Origin of the sequence: Flavobacterium panacagri (assembly GCF_030378165.1) — a bacterium.
GTDB lineage: Bacteria > Bacteroidota > Bacteroidia > Flavobacteriales > Flavobacteriaceae > Flavobacterium > Flavobacterium panacagri.
On record NZ_CP119766.1, the window covers coordinates 17048 to 38135 of the forward strand.

Below are 21088 nucleotides of genomic sequence, written 5' to 3' on the forward strand. Positions count from 1 at the left end.
TCAGATTCAGTCATTTTTTCTTTTTGAAGAATATTTTTTTACCCCAAAAAGAATATTTTTCTGTAAAAGTAAAAAATAAAATAATATTTTCTTATTTATCAAGCATTAAACCATAATTTCTTCTCTATCTGTAGATTTGTAAAAACAATTTCAATAAAACAAAAAAATATAACAAAATGATAATAGGTGTTCCAAAAGAAATAAAAAATAATGAGAACAGAGTTGCTTTAACTCCTGCAGGTGTATCAGAAATGAAAAAACACGGACATACAGTTTACGTTCAAGCAACTGCTGGGTTAGGAAGTGGTTTTTCTGATGAAGAATACGCTCAAGCTGGTGCAGTAGTTTTACCAACTATTGAAGAGGTTTACGCAATTGCAGAAATGATTATTAAAGTAAAAGAGCCTATTGCTTCTGAATACCCATTAATCAAAAAAGATCAATTATTATTTACATACTTCCACTTTGCATCTTCTGAAGAATTAACTCATGCAATGTTAGAAAAAGGAGCTGTTTGTTTGGCTTATGAAACTGTAGAAAAAACAGACAGAAGTTTACCTCTTTTAGTTCCAATGTCTGAAGTTGCAGGTCGTATGGCCATTCAACAAGGAGCAAAATACCTTGAAAAACCATTAAAAGGAAGAGGAATTCTTTTAGGTGGTGTACCAGGTGTTCCGCCAGCAAAAGTACTAGTTTTAGGTGGAGGAATCGTTGGGACTCAAGCTGCAAAAATGGCTGCAGGTTTAGGAGCGCAAGTAACAATTATGGACTTAAGCTTACCTCGTTTGCGTCAATTAGACGATATCATGCCAGCTAACGTTAATACAGAAATGTCGAATCACTACAACATTACAAGAGCAATTAAAGATGCTGATTTAGTTGTTGGAGCTGTTTTAATTCCAGGAGCAAAAGCACCACACTTAATTACTCGTGACATGCTTAAATTAATGCGTCCAGGAGCTGTTGTTGTAGACGTTGCAGTTGACCAAGGTGGATGTATCGAAACTTGTACTCCAACAACACACGAAAACCCAACTTTTATAATCGATGATATCGTTCACTATTGTGTAGCTAATATGCCAGGAGCAGTTCCTTACACTTCTACATTAGCTTTAACTAATGCAACTTTACCTTATGCTGTACAATTAGCAAACAAAGGATGGGAAAAAGCATGTGCTGAAAATGAAGAATTGAAAAAAGGATTAAACATAGCTAATGGTAAAATCTTATATAAAGGAGTTGCTGAAGCTTGGAATCTTCCTTTTAACGAAGAAATAGTATTAGCAAACGCATAGGCTAATACTAAATAAGTGCTACAAATCACTATTAAAAAGGTTTTTCTTAATTGAAAAACCTTTTTTTTTTGGTATAAAAAAACCTGTTCTGAAAAAGAACAGGTTAAATAAATTTATTTAAAGAATACTATTTTTTCGAATCCAAAACTTCTTGCATCACTTTTGCTTCAGTTCCATTAGGAAAAGTAACTTTTATTTTTTGTGCGATTGTTGGAGCAATCTCAGTGATTCCTTTTTTATCATAAGACTCTCCTTTTTTAATTCCCCAACCATAAAAAATTGCTGGAACATGAGTATCATAACTCCAAATTGTACCATGAGATGTACCTGTCGCAGTATATTCAATATCTCCTGGTTTATCCACAATTACCAAATCACCATTTTGCGTAACATCATATCCTTTAGCAACAAAATTTAGAGCATAATCATTTCCTGCGTTAGCTAAAATCTCTTCCTCCGTGTAAACTCTTTTAACTTGTGGCTGAGAAATTAAAAATTCTTTGAATGCCTTTTTAACTTGAGCCAATTCCAACCCTTTATCTTTAATAATTTGTTTATTGAAGAAAACATTGAAATTCGAGTAATTCTGAATTAAATCCACTCCAAAAGTCTTAACTGAAAAATCCTGTAAACTTTTCTTAACCTCTTTAGAAGGATAATTATCTACATTATATTTACGATCTTTCAAGTAAATTACGTTTTCTGCTCCAGCATGATCAGCTGTTAGGAATAATAAATAATTTCCTTTGCCAACTGTTTTATCCAAATAAGCTAAAAAGTCAGCTATAGTTTCATCTAATCTCAAATAAGTATCCTGAAGTTCCATAGATCTTGGCCCAAGTAAATGACCAACATAATCTGTAGAAGAAAAACTAACCGTTAAAAAATCAGTGATATTATCCTTCCCTAATTCTTCTTTTTCTATAGCTCTTTTAGCAAATTCCGCCAAAAGATCATTTCCATAAGGTGTTGCACGAATAATTCCTGCATCATTCTTCTCATACATAGATTTCAGATCGTATGGAAAAACTGGTGCTGCACTTCCATACAATTTACCTTCATACGGATTATTATCTGGCAGACTTTCATTATAAACTGAAGCAGGTTTAAACAAATCCCAACCTTTATTTATGTATTTAAGGTAGTTTTTTTCATTATTGAATTCAGATACCCATTCAGGCAATTTTTCTCCATAAAAAGTACTAGAAATAAACGATCCCGTTTTGCTGTACCAGAAAGCCCAATTAGCAAAATGTCCTGCTGGTAAAATTGCACCACGGTCTTTTAAGCTCATTCCAATAACTTTTCCATTAAAGTTGGTCGCCATTCGAACTTCATCAGTAATTGTAGTGCTTTGAAGATTTTTAGGAGACATAGCGCCTTCCTCTGCAGTACCATCTCCAACAGTTTTTACACCGGCATCATCGGTACAATACATTTCTTTACCCAAAGTTCTGCTGAACCATTCATTGCCAACAATTCCGTGTGTAGCGGGAGTTGTACCAGTATATATAGAAGCATGCCCAGGTGCAGTATAAGTTGGCATATAATTGTAATGCATGTTTTGAAAAACAAAACCATTATTCATTAACTTCTTAAAACCATTTGGGGAAAAATCATCTGAAAATCGATATAAATATTCCATTTTCATTTGATCAACTACTATACCTACAACTAATTTGGGACGTTGTTGAGCACTTAAATTTGTGATAACAAAAAGTGCCAACAGTAAAATACTTTTTCTCATATTTAAATAAATAATTTAAACACAAAAATACTCATTCAAATTCTAAAATTCTAAAGTATCGATACCTAAGACCAACAATTGACCATAATTTAACAAAAATTGAATACTATATTTTAGAATAGAATTAGAGCTGAAGTAAAAAAAGATGCAGCAGAACAATCATGGCGTCTCCCTCCGTGCCGGGCTGTCTGCTGTATCTTTTGTTTTTTAAAGAAAAAAACAAAAGGATGCCGCTTCCATCCCTGACGCATCCAGTTTAAAAAGAACTTTCGGGGATTTCAGCATTAAAACAAAAAAGTGTTATAAACAAAAAAACCCCGTTTCGTAAGAAACAGGGTTTTCAAAAGAAAGGCGGCGACATACTCTCCCACAATGATGCAGTACCATCTGCGCAGGCGGGCTTAACTTCTCTGTTCGGGATGGGAAGAGGTGAGCCCCGCCGCAATAACCACCTTAAGGTTTTCAGTAATTAATATCTAATTACCTTCCGCGTGCGGACAATATTTTAACATACTGAGATAAAGAAACATAAGTTTTTTAAGAAAGTTCCTTCTCTCCCGTCTGGGACGGGAGAGAAAAATTATGTACATAAGCTTACGGATTATTAGTACTACTCGACTATGACATTACTGCCTTTACATCTATAGCCTATCAACGTGGTCATCTTCCACGATCCTTAAAAGAAATCTCATCTTGTGGTGGGTTTCGCGCTTATATGCTTTCAGCGCTTATCCCTTCCAAACGTAGCTACTCTGCGGTGCCCCTGGCGGGACAACAGATACACCAGCGGTTTGTCCAATTCGGTCCTCTCGTACTAGAATCAGATCCACTCAAATTTCTAACGCCCGCAGTAGATAGAGACCGAACTGTCTCACGACGTTCTGAACCCAGCTCGCGTGCCACTTTAATGGGCGAACAGCCCAACCCTTGGGACCTTCTCCAGCCCCAGGATGTGACGAGCCGACATCGAGGTGCCAAACCCCCCCGTCGATATGAGCTCTTGGGGGAGATCAGCCTGTTATCCCCGGCGTACCTTTTATCCTTTGAGCGATGGCCCTTCCATGCGGAACCACCGGATCACTATGCTCTACTTTCGTACCTGATCGACCTGTATGTCTCTCAGTCAAGCTCCCTTATGCCATTGCACTCTACGCACGGTTACCAAGCGTACTGAGGGAACCTTTAGAAGCCTCCGTTACTCTTTTGGAGGCGACCACCCCAGTCAAACTACCCACCAAGCAATGTCCCCCGATACTCGGGGTTAGGCCTCAGATAAACAAAGGGTTGTATTTCAACAATGACTCCAGAGCGCCTGGCGACGCCCCTTCAAAGTCTCCAACCTATCCTACACATCATTTATCCAAGGTCAATACTAAGCTATAGTAAAGGTGCACAGGGTCTTTTCGTCCCACTGCGGGTAAACGGCATCTTCACCGTTACTACAATTTCACCGAGCTCATGGCTGAGACAGTGTCCAGATCGTTACACCATTCGTGCAGGTCGGAACTTACCCGACAAGGAATTTCGCTACCTTAGGACCGTTATAGTTACGGCCGCCGTTTACTGGGGCTTCAATTCAATGCTTCTCCGAAGATAACATCTCCTCTTAACCTTCCAGCACCGGGCAGGTGTCAGGCCCTATACTTCATCTTACGATTTTGCAGAGCCCTGTGTTTTTGATAAACAGTCGCCTGGACCTCTTCACTGCGGCCACGCCTGAGCGTGGCGACCTTTCTCCCGAAGTTACAGGTCTATTTTGCCTAATTCCTTAGCCATGAATCTCTCGAGCACCTTAGGATTCTCTCCTCAACTACCTGTGTCGGTTTACGGTACTGGTACTAATTACCTGAAGTTTAGAGGTTTTTCTTGGAAGCCCTTAGGCGCACTATCTCTTTGTCCGAAGACTCCGAGTACTATCGTATTTCACCAAAACCTGCGGATTTGCCTACAGGTCTTATAGCTAGGTACTTCAACGAACTATTCCGTCAGTCCGCGGCGCTTTCATCACTCCGTCACCCCATCACAGTAATTAGTAGTACGGGAATATTAACCCGTCGGCCATCGACTGTCCCTTTCGGGTTCGCCTTAGGTCCAGACTAACCCACAGCTGATTAGCATAGCTGTGGAAACCTTAGTTTTTCGGTGTGCGGGTTTCTCGCCCGCATTATCGTTACTTATGCCTACATTTTCTTTTCTGACCGGTCCAGCATACCTTACGGCACACCTTCTGCCCTGTCAGAATGCTCCCCTACCACTTGCAGTAAACTGCAAATCCATAGCTTCGGTAATATGTTTATGCCCGATTATTATCCATGCTCGTCCGCTCGACTAGTGAGCTGTTACGCACTCTTTAAATGAATGGCTGCTTCCAAGCCAACATCCTAGCTGTCTGGGCAGACAAACCTCGTTCTTTCAACTTAACATATATTTGGGGACCTTAGCTGATGGTCTGGGTTCTTTCCCTCTCGGACTTGGACCTTAGCACCCAAGCCCTCACTGCTGGCAAACATTATACAGCATTCGGAGTTTGTCAGGAATTGGTAGGCGGTGAAGCCCCCGCATCCAATCAGTAGCTCTACCTCTGTATAACTATGTCCAGCGCTGCACCTAAATGCATTTCGGGGAGTACGAGCTATTTCCGAGTTTGATTGGCCTTTCACCCCTACCCACAGGTCATCCGAAGACTTTTCAACGTCAACCGGTTCGGTCCTCCACTGTGTGTTACCACAGCTTCAACCTGCCCATGGGTAGATCACACGGTTTCGCGTCTAACACTGCCGACTAAAGCGCCCTATTCAGACTCGCTTTCGCTGCGGATCCATACCTGAAGTACTTATCCTTGCCGGCAACGTTAACTCGTAGGCTCATTATGCAAAAGGCACGCCGTCACCCCACTTAAGGGCTCCGACCGCTTGTAAGCGCATGGTTTCAGGATCTATTTCACTCCGTTATTCACGGTTCTTTTCACCTTTCCCTCACGGTACTGGTTCACTATCGGTCTCTCAGGAGTATTTAGCCTTAGCGGATGGTCCCGCCGAATTCAGACAGGGTTTCACGTGCCCCGCCCTACTCAGGATACTGCTGTCCATTACACTTGTTGCCCATACGGGGCTGTCACCCTCTACGGCGTTCCTTTCCAGAAACTTCCGGTTCCTTGTGCATGAAGTAGCGCAGTCCTACAACCCCACCCATGCCGTAACATGGATGGTTTGGGCTAATCCGCGTTCGCTCGCCACTACTTACGGAATCACTTTTGTTTTCTTCTCCTCCGCCTACTTAGATGTTTCAGTTCAGCGGGTTTGCCCACCTATCGGTGTGCTATATCTTCAATATAGCGGGTTGCCCCATTCGGATATCTGCGGATCAGTCTGTGTGTGCCAGTCCCCGCAGCTTTTCGCAGCTTATCACGTCCTTCATCGCCTCTGAGAGCCTAGGCATCCCCCATGCGCCCTTATTTTGCTTATTGTACCAATCCTGTTAATTAAAACAGGACCGTTTTTTTTGTTTTTATTATTGCTAATAAAAACGCTTTCTACTTTCTTATTATTTTCTTATCTCAATATGTCAATGAACTTTTATTTACTTCTCTGAGTAAATTCGTGGAGAATAACGGAGTCGAACCGTTGGCCTCCTGCGTGCAAGGCAGGCGCTCTAGCCAGCTGAGCTAATCCCCCGTTTTTTCAGTATGCAGTTAACAGTTTTCAGTTAACAGTTCAAAACGGTTCACTAAAAGTGCAACTCAACCTCTAAAATTTCCTTTTCCTAAGCCAAATAGTAGTCCCGGGCAGACTCGAACTGCCGACCCCTACATTATCAGTGTAGTACTCTAACCAGCTGAGCTACGAGACTCTGTTTTACTTAAGTTTTATCATTTTTTTAAATTAACAGCAAGAGTAATACAATCTTAAATCCAAAACCTTATTTAAGGCATCTTATTTCCCTGACGTGCATCAATGCTAACGGTCAGGGCTCTAGAAAGGAGGTGTTCCAGCCGCACCTTCCGGTACGGCTACCTTGTTACGACTTAGCCCTAGTTACCAGTTTTACCCTAGGCAGCTCCTTGCGGTCACCGACTTCAGGCACCCCCAGCTTCCATGGCTTGACGGGCGGTGTGTACAAGGCCCGGGAACGTATTCACCGGATCATGGCTGATATCCGATTACTAGCGATTCCAGCTTCACGGAGTCGAGTTGCAGACTCCGATCCGAACTGTGACCGGCTTTATAGATTCGCTCCTGGTCGCCCAGTGGCTGCTCTCTGTACCGGCCATTGTAGCACGTGTGTAGCCCAAGGCGTAAGGGCCGTGATGATTTGACGTCATCCCCACCTTCCTCACAGTTTGCACTGGCAGTCTTGTTAGAGTTCCCGACTTGACTCGCTGGCAACTAACAACAGGGGTTGCGCTCGTTATAGGACTTAACCTGACACCTCACGGCACGAGCTGACGACAACCATGCAGCACCTTGTAGACTGTCTTGCGAAAGTTCTGTTTCCAAAACGGTCAGTCTGCATTTAAGCCTTGGTAAGGTTCCTCGCGTATCATCGAATTAAACCACATGCTCCACCGCTTGTGCGGGCCCCCGTCAATTCCTTTGAGTTTCAAACTTGCGTTCGTACTCCCCAGGTGGGATACTTATCACTTTCGCTTAGCCACTGAAGTTGCCCCCAACAGCTAGTATCCATCGTTTACGGCGTGGACTACCAGGGTATCTAATCCTGTTCGCTACCCACGCTTTCGTCCATCAGCGTCAATCCATCAGTAGTAACCTGCCTTCGCAATTGGTATTCCATGTAATCTCTAAGCATTTCACCGCTACACTACATATTCTAGTTACTTCCTGATAATTCAAGTCCTGCAGTATCAATGGCCGTTCCATCGTTGAGCGATGGGCTTTCACCACTGACTTACAGGACCGCCTACGGACCCTTTAAACCCAATGATTCCGGATAACGCTTGGATCCTCCGTATTACCGCGGCTGCTGGCACGGAGTTAGCCGATCCTTATTCTTACGATACCGTCAAGCCTCTACACGTAGAGGTGTTTCTTCTCGTACAAAAGCAGTTTACAATCCATAGGACCGTCATCCTGCACGCGGCATGGCTGGTTCAGGCTTGCGCCCATTGACCAATATTCCTCACTGCTGCCTCCCGTAGGAGTCTGGTCCGTGTCTCAGTACCAGTGTGGGGGATCTCCCTCTCAGGACCCCTACCCATCGTTGCCTTGGTAAGCCGTTACCTTACCAACTAGCTAATGGGACGCATGCTCATCTTTCACCGTTGTGACTTTAATAGTGTGTTGATGCCAACTCACTATACTATGAGGTATTAATCCAAATTTCTCTGGGCTATCCCTCTGTGAAAGGCAGATTGCATACGCGTTACGCACCCGTGCGCCGGTCTCTGCACCCGAAGATGCATACCCCTCGACTTGCATGTGTTAAGCCTGCCGCTAGCGTTCATCCTGAGCCAGGATCAAACTCTTCATCGTATATTTTTATATTATTTATGCGATGCCTTATCTACCGGTTCTTTCCGAATCTTACGATTCTATTACTCTTATTCTTTTCTGTTCTGAAATCTCTTTCAGAACGGCTGTCAATTCAATATGTCTACGAACGTGTATTTCTTTCTATCTCCGCCTGTATCTCAAAGCGGGTGCAAAACTAAAAATTCTTTTTGTTTCCTGCAAGGAAAATTTGAAAATTTTTGAAACTTTTTTTTCGTTTCATTTCTTCAGCATTCCCTTCCAATCTTTCAGTGAACTTCCCGTATTTGCGGGGTGCAAATGTAAAACGCTTTTCCCAATCCTGCAAGACTTTTTTAATCTTTTTTTTCGAAAATCTCTTTTCTCTTTCTGATCAGTCTCCTGCCGGTATTGCTGTGAACGTCTTCGCTTCTGCGGGTGCAAAAGTAGAACCTTTTTCCGCTTCTGCAAGCTTTTTATCCGCCTTTTTTTGTTCTTTTTACAATCTTTTTCTTAACTCACTCATAACAGCTGATTTATATGGAAAATTTTTTTGACGCTTTGTCAGTTTTTTCTGCTTTCCTTTCGTTTTTATCCATTTTCAGCCTGTTTGTCTATATAGTTTTTGAGGAGTTTTCAGCCTTAAAGGCAGTTTCCTGAAGAGAAATCAAAGTTTGAAGTTTTCCTTTCTGACAATTGTAATCTCACAAAGACGCTGAGATGCCAAATTTTTCTTCTAAAAACAGGTGTCATAGCCCCGATAGAAGTGGAAATCCTTTTGTGCCGGGGTTCGGCACAAAAGATTGGAACGGATAGCGGGATTAAGCTCCTTATTAAAATTCTAAACTTAAAAGGACTTCAACTTAGCCCGGCCTGACATATTAGCTTTTTCTATTATGCATTATAGTATACTTCTCTACTTATATATATCTATAAAAAATAAACCCGGCTGGTTTTGAAAACCTGCCGGTTGTGGGAATGAAACCGCTTCTTATTTATAATATGTTTAGGTTCTTACATAATAAAGCAATCTTATACATATATATATTGTATGTATTTTTGTAATCATGTATATTTGCATTCACAAAATTATAAACAATGATCAAGATTACTTTACCCGATGGGTCAATTAGAGAGTTCGCTCAAGGCGTAACTCCAATGGAGGTCGCTAAAAACATTAGCGAAGGTTTTGCAAGAAATGTTATTTCTGCATCTTTTAATGGTACAACTATTGAAACCGAAACTCCATTAACGACCGATGGTAATCTTATTTTATATACTTGGAATGATGCTGAAGGTAAAAAAGCTTTCTGGCATTCGACTTCACACGTAATGGCTCAAGCTCTTGAGGAACTATACCCTGGAATTAAATTAACTCTTGGACCTGCAATTGCAAATGGATTCTACTATGATGTTGATTTTGAAGATCAGAAAATTTCTGAAGCTGATTTTAAAAAGATCGAAGACCGTATTCTTGAAATCTCAAGAGGGAAATACGATTTTAAAATGCGTCCTGTAAGCAAAGCGGAAGCTTTGGAGATGTACAAAGACAATGTTTACAAAACCGAATTGATTTCAAACCTTGAAGATGGAACAATTACTTTTTGTGATCATGCAACTTTTACTGATTTATGTCGTGGTGGACATATTCCGAATACTGGAATCATTAAAGCAGTAAAAATCATGAGTGTTGCTGGCGCTTACTGGAGAGGTGACGAGAAAAACAAACAGCTGACTCGTGTTTACGGAACTTCTTTCCCTAAACAAAAAGACTTAACTGAATACCTTGAACTTCTTGAAGAAGCAAAACGCCGTGATCACCGTAAATTAGGAAAAGAGCTTGAATTGTTCGCTTTTTCTCAAAAAGTTGGCCAAGGTTTACCATTGTGGCTACCTAAAGGAGCTGCACTTAGAGAGCGTCTAGAGCAATTTCTAAAAAAGGCTCAAAAGAAAGCAGGTTATGAGCAAGTTGTTAGTCCCCATATTGGTCAGAAAGAATTATACGTTACTTCTGGTCACTATGCAAAATATGGCGCCGATAGTTTTCAGCCAATTCATACTCCAGCTGAAGGTGAAGAGTTTTTATTAAAACCAATGAACTGTCCTCACCACTGTGAAATTTACAATGTAAGACCTTGGTCATATAAAGATCTACCGAAACGTTATGCTGAATTTGGCACTGTTTATAGATATGAGCAATCTGGAGAATTGCATGGATTAACTCGTGTTAGAGGATTTACGCAAGATGATGCACATATTTTTTGTACTCCAGAACAATTAGACGAAGAATTCAAAAAAGTAATTGACCTTGTATTATATGTATTTGGTTCATTAGGTTTTGAGAACTTCACTGCTCAAATCTCATTAAGAGATCAGGAAGACAGAGAAAAATATATCGGTACAGATGAAAACTGGGAGAAAGCCGAAAACGCTATTATCAACGCGGCAAGAGACAAAGGTCTTAATACTGTTGTAGAATATGGCGAAGCTGCATTTTATGGCCCTAAACTTGATTTCATGGTAAAAGATGCATTAGGAAGGCAATGGCAATTAGGAACAATTCAGGTAGATTACAACCTTCCTGAACGTTTTGATTTGACATATAAAGGTGCTGATAATGAATTACACCGACCAGTTATGATCCACAGAGCTCCTTTTGGATCGATGGAAAGATTTATAGCTATTTTACTAGAGCACACAGCAGGAAATTTCCCACTTTGGCTAATGCCTGAACAAGCTATTATCTTGTCTTTGAGCGAGAAATACGAAAATTATGCTAAAAAAGTTTTAGATTTGCTAGAAAATCACGAAATTCGCGCCCTAATTGACAATCGAAACGAAACAATCGGCAAGAAAATTAGAGATGCAGAAATGCAAAAAATCCCATTTATGCTGATTGTAGGCGAGGAAGAAGAGAAAAATGGCACAATTTCTATTCGTCGTCACGGACAAGAAGGAAAAGGTAATATCACCGTTTCTATCGAAGAATTTGCTTCGATTGTAGACGAAGAAATAAAAAAGACATTAAAAGTATTTACAGTTTAACTTAAATTAGAAAGTCATAGCAATAAGAAGCAACAGAGGTTTTCAACCTCGAGTAGAAAAAAAAGATGCACACAGAATAAACAATCTTATTCGTGTTCCAGAGGTACGTCTTGTAGGTGAAAATATTGAGCCTGGCGTTTTTAAAATCGCAGATGCGTTACGTTTAGCTGACCAATTTGAATTGGATTTAGTTGAGATATCGCCAAACGCGGAACCGCCAGTTTGTAAGATCATGGATTACAAGAAATTTGTTTATGAACAAAAGAAAAGAGACAAAGCTTTAAAGGCAAAATCTTCTCAAGTTGTTGTTAAAGAAATTAGATTTGGGCCTCAGACTGATGAGCATGATTATGAATTTAAAAGAAAGAACGCTGAAAAATTCTTAAAAGAAGGATCAAAATTAAAAGCTTTTGTTTTCTTTAAAGGACGTTCGATTATTTACAAAGATCAAGGTCAGATTCTGTTATTACGTCTTGCTCAAGATTTAGAAGAACATGGTAAAGTTGAAGCTATGCCAGTTTTGGAAGGAAAGAGAATGATTATGTTCATTGCTCCTAAAAAGAAAAAATAGTCTCAGTTTACAGTCTCAGTGTTCAGTTAGAACCTGAGACTTTAAACTTGAAACAAAAAATATAAGTAAGTAAGAATAAATTAAAACACTAGGAAAAATGCCTAAAATGAAAACAAAATCTAGCGCTAAGAAACGTTTTAAAGTTACTGGCTCTGGAAAGATTAAAAGAAAGCATGCTTTTAAAAGTCACATCTTGACTAAAAAATCTAAAAAACGTAAATTAGCTTTGACACACTCAGCGCTAGTTCACCAAACAGATATGAAAAGCATTAAACAACAATTAAGAATTATCTAATTATTGTAAAATGTAAAATGTATAATGTAAAGTTGTTTTTGGCAATATTACAATATACCACACTACAATATACAACATAAAGAATTCTTTAGGTTAAAAAAAAATTTATATAACCTTGGAGTATGGCTTTAAGTTCCTTTGATTCAATTCAGGACGCCTGCTACAAAAACACATTAAAATTATGCCAAGATCGGTAAATTCAGTTGCTAAAAGAGCAAGAAGAAAAAAAATAATGAAGCAAGCCAAAGGTTTCTTTGGAAGACGTAAAAACGTTTGGACAGTTGCTAAGAATGCAGTAGAGAAAGCGATGAGCTACGCTTACCGCGATAGAAAACAAAACAAAAGAAATTTCCGTTCATTATGGATTCAACGTATCAACGCTGGAGCTAGATTAGAAGGAATGTCTTATTCTCAATTCATGGGGAAAGTTAAAGCTAACGGAATCGAATTGAACCGTAAAGTTCTTGCTGATTTAGCTATGAACCACCCAGAAGCTTTCAAAGCTATTCTTAATAAAGTAAAATAAACGTTTTATAAACTCAATTTAAGATTACTTACTTATTATAAAAAAGCCATTCGATATTTTTCGAATGGCTTTTTACTTTTATAATATCTCTATCTAAACTTCTTTGTAGATATAATTAAATAATAAAGTAAATTTACTTCAAAGCAAATCTTCACATGCAGAACGCAATTCTCAACCATATTCAAAAGTTTATTTCCTTAGAACCTTCAGAAATTGATATACTAGAATCATGTTTAAGCACTTCAAAAATTAAAAGAAAAGATCATGTTTTACAAGAAGGGCAAATATGCAATACGATGTATTTTATTGTAAAGGGCTGTATGAGACAATATATCATTAATACGAGAGGAACAGAACAAACGCTTCAATTTGGTGTCGAAAATTGGTGGATCACTGACTATTTAAGTTACCACAACCATACTCCTTCTCATTTTTATATTCAGGCTGTTGAAACAACAGAAGTAATTGCAATTGAAAAATCTGTTTTGGAATCTATATTAGTTCAGATTCCAAGTCTTGAAAGATACTTTAGAATTGTTGCTCAAAAAGCATTTGGAGCTGCGCAAATGAGGATTAAGTTTTTGTTTACAATGTCTGCTGAAGAACGATATAATCATTTTAAGAATCAACAACCTGATTTTGTTCAGCGTGTTCCTCAATATATGCTTGCCTCCTATCTGGATTTTTCTGCCGAATTTATGAGTAAAATCAGAGCTGGAAAAGTGTAAAACGTATTTCTTGAAGTAGTTCAAGTTTTTAAGAGTATTGATTACTGACCTTTGTAATGAACTTTTAAAACATATAAAAATGAAACCAAGAATTGTTATCCCGAATGTTGCTCCAGAAGCGTATCAAGCATTAATGAACTTAGAAAAATATATTGCTTCAACTTCATTGACTCCCGTTCATAAAGAATTAATCAAAATCCGTGCTTCACAAATTAATGGCTGTGCATTCTGTATTAACATGCATACCGCTGATGCTAGAAAACATGGTATTTCTGAACAAAGAATTTACTTGATAAGTGCATGGCGTGAAGCTGATTTTTATACAGAAGAAGAAAAAGCAATTTTAGCTTTAACGGAACAGGTGACCTTAATTGGAAATCACGTTTCTGATGATGTTTATGAAAATGCAGCTAAATTATTTGACGAAAAATATCTTGCCGAAATACTATTAGCGATCATTACAATTAACTCTTGGAACAGATTAGCAATTACTACTGGAATGCGTGCATCATAACATTATAAAGAGAATATTTACAAGCAATTAGAACTCAAAAGCCCTTATTCCTAAAGGGCTTTTTTGTATTTATATAAAAATTAGAAATTAAAAAAAATCAATTTTTAAAAATATTTCAAATTACCGTATTTATACTGTTTTAAAACTTGTAAAATTATTTACTTTTGGCGCATGATACCAAAAAGAATACGGTTTTACTTCTACCTATTTATTACTTTTTCAGCAGTTTTTTCTTGCCAGAAAAATACTGTAATAGAAAAAAAAGAAACCTACAATAAAATAAAAGTTACTAGATTGATTGCTCTAGCAAATACCTCATTTGGCGAGAATAAATTGGATAGTGCGTTTTATTACTACAACGAGGCATTATCGATGTCTTCTCCATCAAAAGATCCTGAAAATTATATTAGCACTTTAAATTATATGGCAATCATCCAGCAAAAGTATGGTGATTATGCTGGAAGTGAAACCACATTAACACAAGGATTGCCATACGTAAAATTTATCAAAGACCCACTTCTTGTATGGACTCTTTACACCACTCTTGGCAATAATTTTCTAAATACCTTTGATAACAAAAGTGCAATTTTATACTACGAAAAAACTCTAAAGCTAAATATAGAGACAGAGAAAAAATTAATTTCAAAAAACAGTATAGGGATTGCATTAATTCAAAGTGAAAAATTTAATGAAGCCCTTACTATTTTTCTTCCTTTAGAAAACACAAAAGAGGTTATCATTAACCCCAAATTTTACGGCTCTTTATTAGATAATATAGGATTGTGTTATTTTAAAATTAATAACAATCAAAGTGGATTAGATTATATGCTGAAAGGGTTAGCGATTAAAAAAAAGCTGCAAAATCCTGATGAACTGGGAAAAAGTTATCTTCATCTTGCACAATTGTATGAATCAAAAAATTCTTCTTTATCAAAAAAATATGCGATTTTAAGTTATAAAGAATTTAGTAAAACCAATCTGGCCGAAGAAAGTTTAACTGCTTTAAGGGTGATAATTAAGCACAGCTCTGATGAGGAATTTAAAACATACTCTGAATCTTATATTAGTCTAAATGACAGCATTTATATAACTGCACAAAGATCAAAGAATAACCTTTCAAAAATTAAGTATAACTCCAAACGTGAAAAAGAAGAAAATTTAAAACTGAAAACACATAGAGCCGAAAATGAACTCAAAGTGGAAAGACAGAAAAATAAAAACATTATAGCCTATATTACTATAGTACTAAGTTTGTGTATGATTTTAATTTTGTACTACTATCTAACCTCTAAAGCTAATCGCGAGAAAATTGAAGCCACTTATGATAGTGAAACCCGAATTTCTAAAAAACTTCATGATGAACTAGCAAACGATATTTATCATACAATGGCATTTGCAGAAAACAAAAATTTATCCCAAACCGAAAATAAACAGCAATTATTAAATCATTTAGACGCAATTTATTCGAGGACAAAAGATATTTCAAAAGAAAATCCTGCAATCACTACTGAAAATTATATAACATCACTTAAAGAAATGCTTTCTGGTTTTAGCACTTTACATATAAATTTAATTTTAACTGGATTGGATACTATCGATTGGAGTGAAGTGGATCAAAACAAAAAATCCACTGTCTACAGAGTATTGCAGGAGTTGCTTGTTAATATGCGAAAATACAGTGAAGCTTCTTTAGTTGGAATTAGTTTTACAAAAGACCAAAAAAACATTCTAATTAATTATGCTGATAACGGAAAAGGAATTGATACAGATAAAATTATATTTAAAAATGGGCTTTATAATGTTAAAAATCGAATTCATAAAATAAAAGGACAAATCAATATTTCTTCCAGCCCTAATCAAGGATTTAAAGTCTCTTTCAAATTTCCATTATCATGATTAAGAGCTTATTTTTATTTTTCCAGAAAAAACATATTGCCTTTTGCCTCCTTATTTTTTTCGCCATTTTAGCTATTATTCTTTCCTTAAAATTGTATAAGGAAAAAAAACAGCAACAAATACTTTTCAAAGAGAATCGTTCAGCTGCTATACAAAAATTAATACTAAAAGGAGATGCTCTTTTGGATCCTGGAAAATATGACAGCGCACTTTTCTATTTTAAAAAAGCAGCATCATTATGCAATCCCAAAGCAGATTATCCGGATGATTATGTTCAATCGTTAACAAATATTGCGGATGTCCAACAAAGATTTGGCGATTTCTATGAAGCCGAAAACACACTAACAAAGACATTACCTTATCTAGAAAAAACCACAAAAGCAAAAAATCCTGTGAATGCCTATGCATTAATGGCGCATAATTATTTTTCTATTTACGATTATGATACTGCATTGCTTTACCAGCGAAAAGCATACAAAAAGGCAATCTCTTCCTTTAGAAAATCTGACATACTAACACATATTGCTTTTATATATATTCAGCAAAAAAAATATAAACTAGCCATAAGTATATTAAGACCTCTTGCCAGACATAAGATTAGAGATAAAATTGATCCTCCAAATACCGATGTTCAATACGCAGCTCTCTTATATAATCTTGGACTTTGTTATTTACGCATTGGAGATCATAAGGAATTGGCATTTGATTGTTTTAACAAGAGTTTAGAATTAACAATCAAAACCAACAATGATTATGAATTAATTGCAAATTATTTCTCTCTTTATATCTTTTACAAGAAATACAACAACCCAGAATTAGCTAAAATTAATGCACAAAAAGCATACGAATGTGCAAAAAGAACAAAATCGACCATATACGAAATCGATATGCTGGCCAATCTAATTAAAGCTGATGATGTCAAAAATTCAAGAAAACATTTTGAAACTTATCTAGCATTAAATGATAGTGTGATTCGCAGCAGAAAAAAAGCAAAAAATCAATTTGCTACTATAATTTATGATTCCAATAAAGACAAAGAAGAAAATTTTGAGCTAAAAAATCAAAAAACACAAAAAGAATTACAGCTGCAAAGACAAAAAAATAGGAGCTATATTTCGTATGTAGTAATCTCTATAAGTTTACTTGTATTACTTTTTTTAATATTCTACATCACTACTAAAGGCAAAAGAGAAAAAAATGATGCCATATTTAAAAGCGAAATGCGAATATCCCAGAAACTACATGATGAGCTTAACTCCAATATATACCACACTTTACTATTTGTTCACGATAACAATCTAGAAAACAAAGAAAATAAGGAAATATTATTGAGTGATTTAAACAGCATTTACTCAAAAACTCGAAATATTTCAAGAGAGAACAGCAAAATACCAACTGATACACGTTACATTTTGGCCTTAAAAGAAATGATTTCAGAATATAAAAGCCATGATACAAATATTATCTTAAATGGTTTTGACCTAATTTCATGGGATTCTATTGATAAAAACAAGAAAATCATACTTTACAGAATCCTACAAGAATTATTATACTATATGAAAAAGGATAACAATTCGAATATAGTAAGCATCGTTTTAAAATTAAAAGACAAAAAATTAAACGTTTTGTATGTTGAAAACAGTAGTGAATTTGCTTCAAATCAAATTATTTTAGAAAAAAGACTACAAAATGTGGAAAACCGTATTAAAACAATAAAAGGAACTATTAATTTTGATACAACATTAGAAAAAGCCTTTAAAATAAATTTCACATTCCCTATATAAGATAAAAATATGTTTAAAAAAGTTTTAGTTGCCGAAGATTTAGATAGTATCAGCATTGCAGTTGTTCAAGTATTGGAAGATTTACAAGTTCCTGTTATTGACCATGTAAAATACTGTGACGAAGCTTTGCTTAAGATAAAAAAGGCTCTACTTGAAAAAGAACCTTATGATTTATTAATCAGCGATTTATCATTTAAATCAGATCATAGAAAGGCTGTCTTAAACAGTGGTGATGAGCTCATTGAAGCTGTAAACAAAGTACAGCCTACATTAAAGAAAATCGTCTTTTCTATTGAAGATAAAAGTTATAGAATTAAAACTCTTTTTAATGATTTAGGAATAAGTGCTTATGTTTCTAAAGGAAGAAATAGTATTACAGAACTAAAAAATGCTATTGTAAGCACTTACAATAATGAAGAAAAAATTATTTCTTCTGATTTATCCTTTAGTTTTAATGACAAGGCACTGATTGAAATTGAATCTTATGATATATCAATCTTAAAACTTCTTTCTCAAGGATATATTTTAGAAAGCATTTCTAAAGAATTTAAAGATTTATCTATAACTCCAAACGGTACAAGCAGTATTGAGAAGAGAATTAACAAATTAAAAATCTATTTCAAGGCCAATAATAATGTACATCTTATAGCTATTGCTAAAGATTTTGGCTTAGTTTAATTTGCGTATTACGGAATCCCGTAAGGAATATAAACTTAATAGATCTAAATTTGTTACAGCCCTATCAACTTACTAATGAAACCAAAAAACAAAACGATTACTTTTATTGAAAGAATCAATACAACTCAAAATAAAATTATCATGAAAACAATGTTTCTTTGTCTTTTTTTATCTATAAGCTTTGCTTATGTGTCTGAAAAAACCGGCTGGCTAGAAATCGATTGGAAAATAATCTTTATTCCTGCATTGCTTGTTTTACAAATTATAGTCATAGGAACTGCTTTAAAAAACAGATACAAAAAACATTAATAATTTCTGAGGAAGGTTTAATGTAAGTTATAGGAATTACCTATATATTTGATTTCATTTACATTTTACATGAAAAGCATTCTAAGCCCTCTTCTACTATTATTTACCTTTTTATCATTTGCACAAACCAAAGTTTTATCATGGAATATTGAAAACTTTGGCAAATCAAAATCTGATACAGAACTCAATTATATTGCAAAAAAAATTGCCGTATACGATATAATTGCTATCCAAGAAGTAGTTGCTGGATATGGAGGTGCACAAACTGTAGCTAAACTAGCTGGAATTCTAAACGAAAAAGGTACTAAATGGGATTATATCATAAGTGATCCTACAACAGGCAGCAGTTATAAAACTGAACGATATGCCTATATCTGGAAAAGTGGTAAAATTAAATTAAAAAACAAACCTTGGCTGGAGCAAAAATATCGTTTAGAGATTGATCGAGAACCTTATTTAGCAACGTTTGAAATCAATAGAAAACAAATTACGCTAGTTAACTTTCACGCCATAACTCAAAAAAAACAGCCTGAAACCGAAATCAAATTTTTCAAGTTTTTACCAAACGAATATCCCAATTTAAACTTAGTTTTCTTAGGTGATTTTAACTGTCCTGAAAAACATTCTGTATTTAATCCTCTTAAAAAAATGGGATACGATTCCGTTTTAAAGAATCAAAAGACCACACTAAAACAAAAATGTAAAAATAACATCTGCCTAGCTTCAGAGTTTGACAATATATTTTATAAATCTTCGAAGCTAAAAGCAATTAATTCAGGAATTATAAAGTTTTATGAAGATTTTGACTCTCTTCAGAATGCTAGACGAGTTTCCGATCATATTCCGATCTGGCTTGAATTCTCTCTAAACTAAAATTACGTTTTTAGTTTCTTTTTTCTTGCAGCAGGAAACAATACATTATTCAAGATCAATCTATAACCAGGCGAATTTGGATGCAAATCTAAAACTGTTGGCGGATCACCAACTTGATGCTGAAAATCTTCAGGATCATGTCCTCCAAAAAAAGTAAACATTCCTTTTCCTTTTTCGCCATGAATATATCTTGATTCTCCATTTAACTCACAGGTTCCCATAATCAAGACATTCGATTTTATCAATGAAGTATCAAATGATGTTGTCTGCCCCATAAATCCTTTCACTAATTGTGTATGATTCTGGCAAAGCATACTTGGAATTGGATCCCATTTTGCAGAAAACTCCATTAAAGTAAAGTAATCTTTATCCATCATGATTCTTCTTTTTGTCGTCATATCAATATCCGAAAACTCATAAACCTCAGGTTTTCTTTCTAAAGTGAAGTTTTTAAACGCAAAAGAATTATTATAATTTAGTTTGGATTGGTAATTGGATTCACTTGGATCTCCATCAAACATAGCTTCACAAATATCAACACCATCGGCTGCAAGTGCAATATCAAAACTATCTGTAGCAGAACACATAGCAAACATAAAACCACCGCCAACAACAAAATCCCTTATTTTTTTTGCAACAGCACCTTTTTCCTGAGATACTTTTGAATAACCTAATTTTGCAGCCAGAGCTTCAGAATCTCTTTTTTGATCTATATACCAAGGAGTATTCTTATAAGCTGCATAAAATTTCCCATATTGACCGGTAAAATCTTCATGGTGCAGATGAAGCCAATCATACATTAAAAGCTGATCACTTAAAACTTCGTCGTCGTAAATCGGGGTAAAAGGAATTTCTGCATAAGTCAGCACCAAAGTAACGGCATCATCCCAAGGCTGTTTTCCTTTTGGAGTATAAACTGCAATTTTTGGAGCTTTTTCTAAAATTACAGATTCCATATTTTGAGAAGGGCTTGAAATTTCATTTAATATTGAAGCTTCTTCACTATCTGAAATAACCTCAAAACTTACTCCTCTAATTTTACATTCTTTTCTAATTTCTTCGGCATCTGGAAGCAAAAAAGAACCGCCGCGATAATTTAAAAGCCAGCTTGCTTTATAATCTCTGCTCAAACACCAATATGTTATACCATAAGCCTTTAAATGATTCTGCTGTGTAGATTCATCCATAGGAAGTAAGATAAACGATGCTCGAGTATTAAATGTAATTAGCAGTATAAAAATGTAGAATAAACTCTTATGCATTAGAAAATTATTTTAGTAAAGATATAAAGGAAGACTTAAAAAAAAGAATGCTTACAATTTTTTCTAGCCTAACAGAATGTTAAATAGTCAAACAGGTAAA

At 36.1% G+C, this 21088-nt stretch carries 14 protein-coding genes, 2 tRNA genes and 3 rRNA genes; 12 read left to right on the top strand and 7 right to left on the bottom strand.

Translation table 11 applies throughout. The features are described 5' to 3' along the window. Nucleotides 1–176 precede the first annotated feature (176 nt). The gene (ald, locus tag P2W65_RS00090; protein ID WP_289662607.1) at nucleotides 177–1295 is read left to right on the top strand and encodes an alanine dehydrogenase; all 1119 of its coding nucleotides are present in this window, start codon (nucleotides 177–179) and stop codon (nucleotides 1293–1295) included. Nucleotides 1296–1422: 127 nt separating this feature from the next. On the opposite strand, the gene pafA is transcribed toward ald, so the two are convergent. From pafA to P2W65_RS00120, 6 genes are all read right to left on the bottom strand, one after another. Beyond that, nucleotides 1423–3042, bottom strand: coding sequence for an alkaline phosphatase PafA (gene pafA, locus P2W65_RS00095; protein WP_289662609.1), 1620 nt, complete (start codon nucleotides 3040–3042; stop codon nucleotides 1423–1425). A 346-nt stretch (nucleotides 3043–3388) separates the two neighbouring features. Further along, nucleotides 3389–3498, bottom strand: a 5S ribosomal RNA gene (gene rrf / locus P2W65_RS00100). Between the two features lie 128 nt (nucleotides 3499–3626). Beyond that, nucleotides 3627–6508, bottom strand: a 23S ribosomal RNA gene (locus tag P2W65_RS00105). 134 nt (nucleotides 6509–6642) lie between these two features. Further along, nucleotides 6643–6716, bottom strand: a tRNA-Ala gene (locus P2W65_RS00110). A 101-nt stretch (nucleotides 6717–6817) separates the two neighbouring features. Next, nucleotides 6818–6891, bottom strand: a tRNA-Ile gene (locus P2W65_RS00115). A 126-nt stretch (nucleotides 6892–7017) separates the two neighbouring features. Then, nucleotides 7018–8531 (bottom strand): 16S ribosomal RNA (locus tag P2W65_RS00120). The 16S, 23S and 5S rRNA genes sit together here with 2 tRNA genes alongside, the layout of an rRNA operon. Before the next feature lie 1074 nt (nucleotides 8532–9605). Between P2W65_RS00120 and thrS the strand changes: the two genes are divergently transcribed. From thrS to P2W65_RS00175, 11 genes are all read left to right on the top strand, one after another. Next, the gene (gene thrS, locus P2W65_RS00125; protein ID WP_289662610.1) at nucleotides 9606–11552 is read left to right on the top strand and encodes a threonine--tRNA ligase; all 1947 of its coding nucleotides are present in this window, start codon (nucleotides 9606–9608) and stop codon (nucleotides 11550–11552) included. A 22-nt stretch (nucleotides 11553–11574) separates the two neighbouring features. Continuing rightward, a complete protein-coding gene (infC, locus tag P2W65_RS00130) occupies nucleotides 11575–12123 on the top strand; it encodes a translation initiation factor IF-3 (RefSeq protein ID WP_434783363.1) in 549 nt (182 codons plus the stop codon). Nucleotides 12124–12220: 97 nt separating this feature from the next. Next, complete coding sequence (gene rpmI / locus P2W65_RS00135; RefSeq protein WP_026727505.1) at nucleotides 12221–12418, top strand: 50S ribosomal protein L35; 198 nt, start codon at nucleotides 12221–12223, stop codon at nucleotides 12416–12418. 181 nt (nucleotides 12419–12599) lie between these two features. Then, nucleotides 12600–12944 carry a 50S ribosomal protein L20 gene (gene rplT, locus P2W65_RS00140; RefSeq protein WP_008464948.1) on the top strand — a complete coding sequence of 115 codons (345 nt, stop codon included), beginning with the start codon at nucleotides 12600–12602 and terminating at the stop codon, nucleotides 12942–12944. A 155-nt stretch (nucleotides 12945–13099) separates the two neighbouring features. Beyond that, a complete protein-coding gene (locus tag P2W65_RS00145; RefSeq protein ID WP_289662619.1) occupies nucleotides 13100–13672 on the top strand; it encodes a Crp/Fnr family transcriptional regulator in 573 nt (190 codons plus the stop codon). Nucleotides 13673–13751: 79 nt separating this feature from the next. After that, nucleotides 13752–14186 carry a carboxymuconolactone decarboxylase family protein gene (locus P2W65_RS00150; protein WP_289662621.1) on the top strand — a complete coding sequence of 145 codons (435 nt, stop codon included), beginning with the start codon at nucleotides 13752–13754 and terminating at the stop codon, nucleotides 14184–14186. A gap of 171 nt (nucleotides 14187–14357) precedes the next feature. Beyond that, the gene (locus tag P2W65_RS00155) at nucleotides 14358–16082 is read left to right on the top strand and encodes a tetratricopeptide repeat-containing sensor histidine kinase (RefSeq protein ID WP_289662622.1); all 1725 of its coding nucleotides are present in this window, start codon (nucleotides 14358–14360) and stop codon (nucleotides 16080–16082) included. A 92-nt stretch (nucleotides 16083–16174) separates the two neighbouring features. After that, nucleotides 16175–17866 carry an ATP-binding protein gene (locus P2W65_RS00160; protein WP_289662624.1) on the top strand — a complete coding sequence of 564 codons (1692 nt, stop codon included), beginning with the start codon at nucleotides 16175–16177 and terminating at the stop codon, nucleotides 17864–17866. Between the two features lie 9 nt (nucleotides 17867–17875). Beyond that, the gene (locus P2W65_RS00165) at nucleotides 17876–18544 is read left to right on the top strand and encodes a DNA-binding transcriptional response regulator (RefSeq protein WP_289662626.1); all 669 of its coding nucleotides are present in this window, start codon (nucleotides 17876–17878) and stop codon (nucleotides 18542–18544) included. 75 nt (nucleotides 18545–18619) lie between these two features. Next, on the top strand, nucleotides 18620–18853 hold the full coding sequence (locus tag P2W65_RS00170) for a hypothetical protein (RefSeq protein WP_289662628.1): 234 nt from the start codon (nucleotides 18620–18622) through the stop codon (nucleotides 18851–18853). Nucleotides 18854–18922: 69 nt separating this feature from the next. Next, nucleotides 18923–19726 (top strand): endonuclease/exonuclease/phosphatase family protein, encoded by an 804-nt coding sequence (locus P2W65_RS00175; RefSeq protein WP_289662630.1) that lies wholly within the window; start codon nucleotides 18923–18925, stop codon nucleotides 19724–19726. Between the two features lie 2 nt (nucleotides 19727–19728). On the opposite strand, the gene P2W65_RS00180 is transcribed toward P2W65_RS00175, so the two are convergent. Beyond that, nucleotides 19729–20988, bottom strand: coding sequence for an asparagine synthetase B (locus P2W65_RS00180; RefSeq protein WP_289662631.1), 1260 nt, complete (start codon nucleotides 20986–20988; stop codon nucleotides 19729–19731). Nucleotides 20989–21088 lie beyond the last annotated feature (100 nt).

What these genes read in the sequence shown, in the direction of transcription:
- rpmI (WP_026727505.1), top strand. Translation starts at nt 12,221, where the DNA reads ATGCCTAAAATGAAAACAAAATCTAGCGCTAAGAAACGTTTTAAAGTT.
- thrS (WP_289662610.1), top strand. Translation starts at nt 9,606, where the DNA reads ATGATCAAGATTACTTTACCCGATGGGTCAATTAGAGAGTTCGCTCAA.
- P2W65_RS00150 (WP_289662621.1), top strand. Translation starts at nt 13,752, where the DNA reads ATGAAACCAAGAATTGTTATCCCGAATGTTGCTCCAGAAGCGTATCAA.
- P2W65_RS00155 (WP_289662622.1), top strand. Translation starts at nt 14,358, where the DNA reads ATGATACCAAAAAGAATACGGTTTTACTTCTACCTATTTATTACTTTT.
- P2W65_RS00175 (WP_289662630.1), top strand. Translation starts at nt 18,923, where the DNA reads ATGAAAAGCATTCTAAGCCCTCTTCTACTATTATTTACCTTTTTATCA.
- P2W65_RS00170 (WP_289662628.1), top strand. Translation starts at nt 18,620, where the DNA reads ATGAAACCAAAAAACAAAACGATTACTTTTATTGAAAGAATCAATACA.
- P2W65_RS00145 (WP_289662619.1), top strand. Translation starts at nt 13,100, where the DNA reads ATGCAGAACGCAATTCTCAACCATATTCAAAAGTTTATTTCCTTAGAA.
- P2W65_RS00165 (WP_289662626.1), top strand. Translation starts at nt 17,876, where the DNA reads ATGTTTAAAAAAGTTTTAGTTGCCGAAGATTTAGATAGTATCAGCATT.
- rplT (WP_008464948.1), top strand. Translation starts at nt 12,600, where the DNA reads ATGCCAAGATCGGTAAATTCAGTTGCTAAAAGAGCAAGAAGAAAAAAA.
- pafA (WP_289662609.1), bottom strand. Translation starts at nt 3,042, where the DNA reads ATGAGAAAAAGTATTTTACTGTTGGCACTTTTTGTTATCACAAATTTA.
- ald (WP_289662607.1), top strand. Translation starts at nt 177, where the DNA reads ATGATAATAGGTGTTCCAAAAGAAATAAAAAATAATGAGAACAGAGTT.
- P2W65_RS00180 (WP_289662631.1), bottom strand. Translation starts at nt 20,988, where the DNA reads ATGCATAAGAGTTTATTCTACATTTTTATACTGCTAATTACATTTAAT.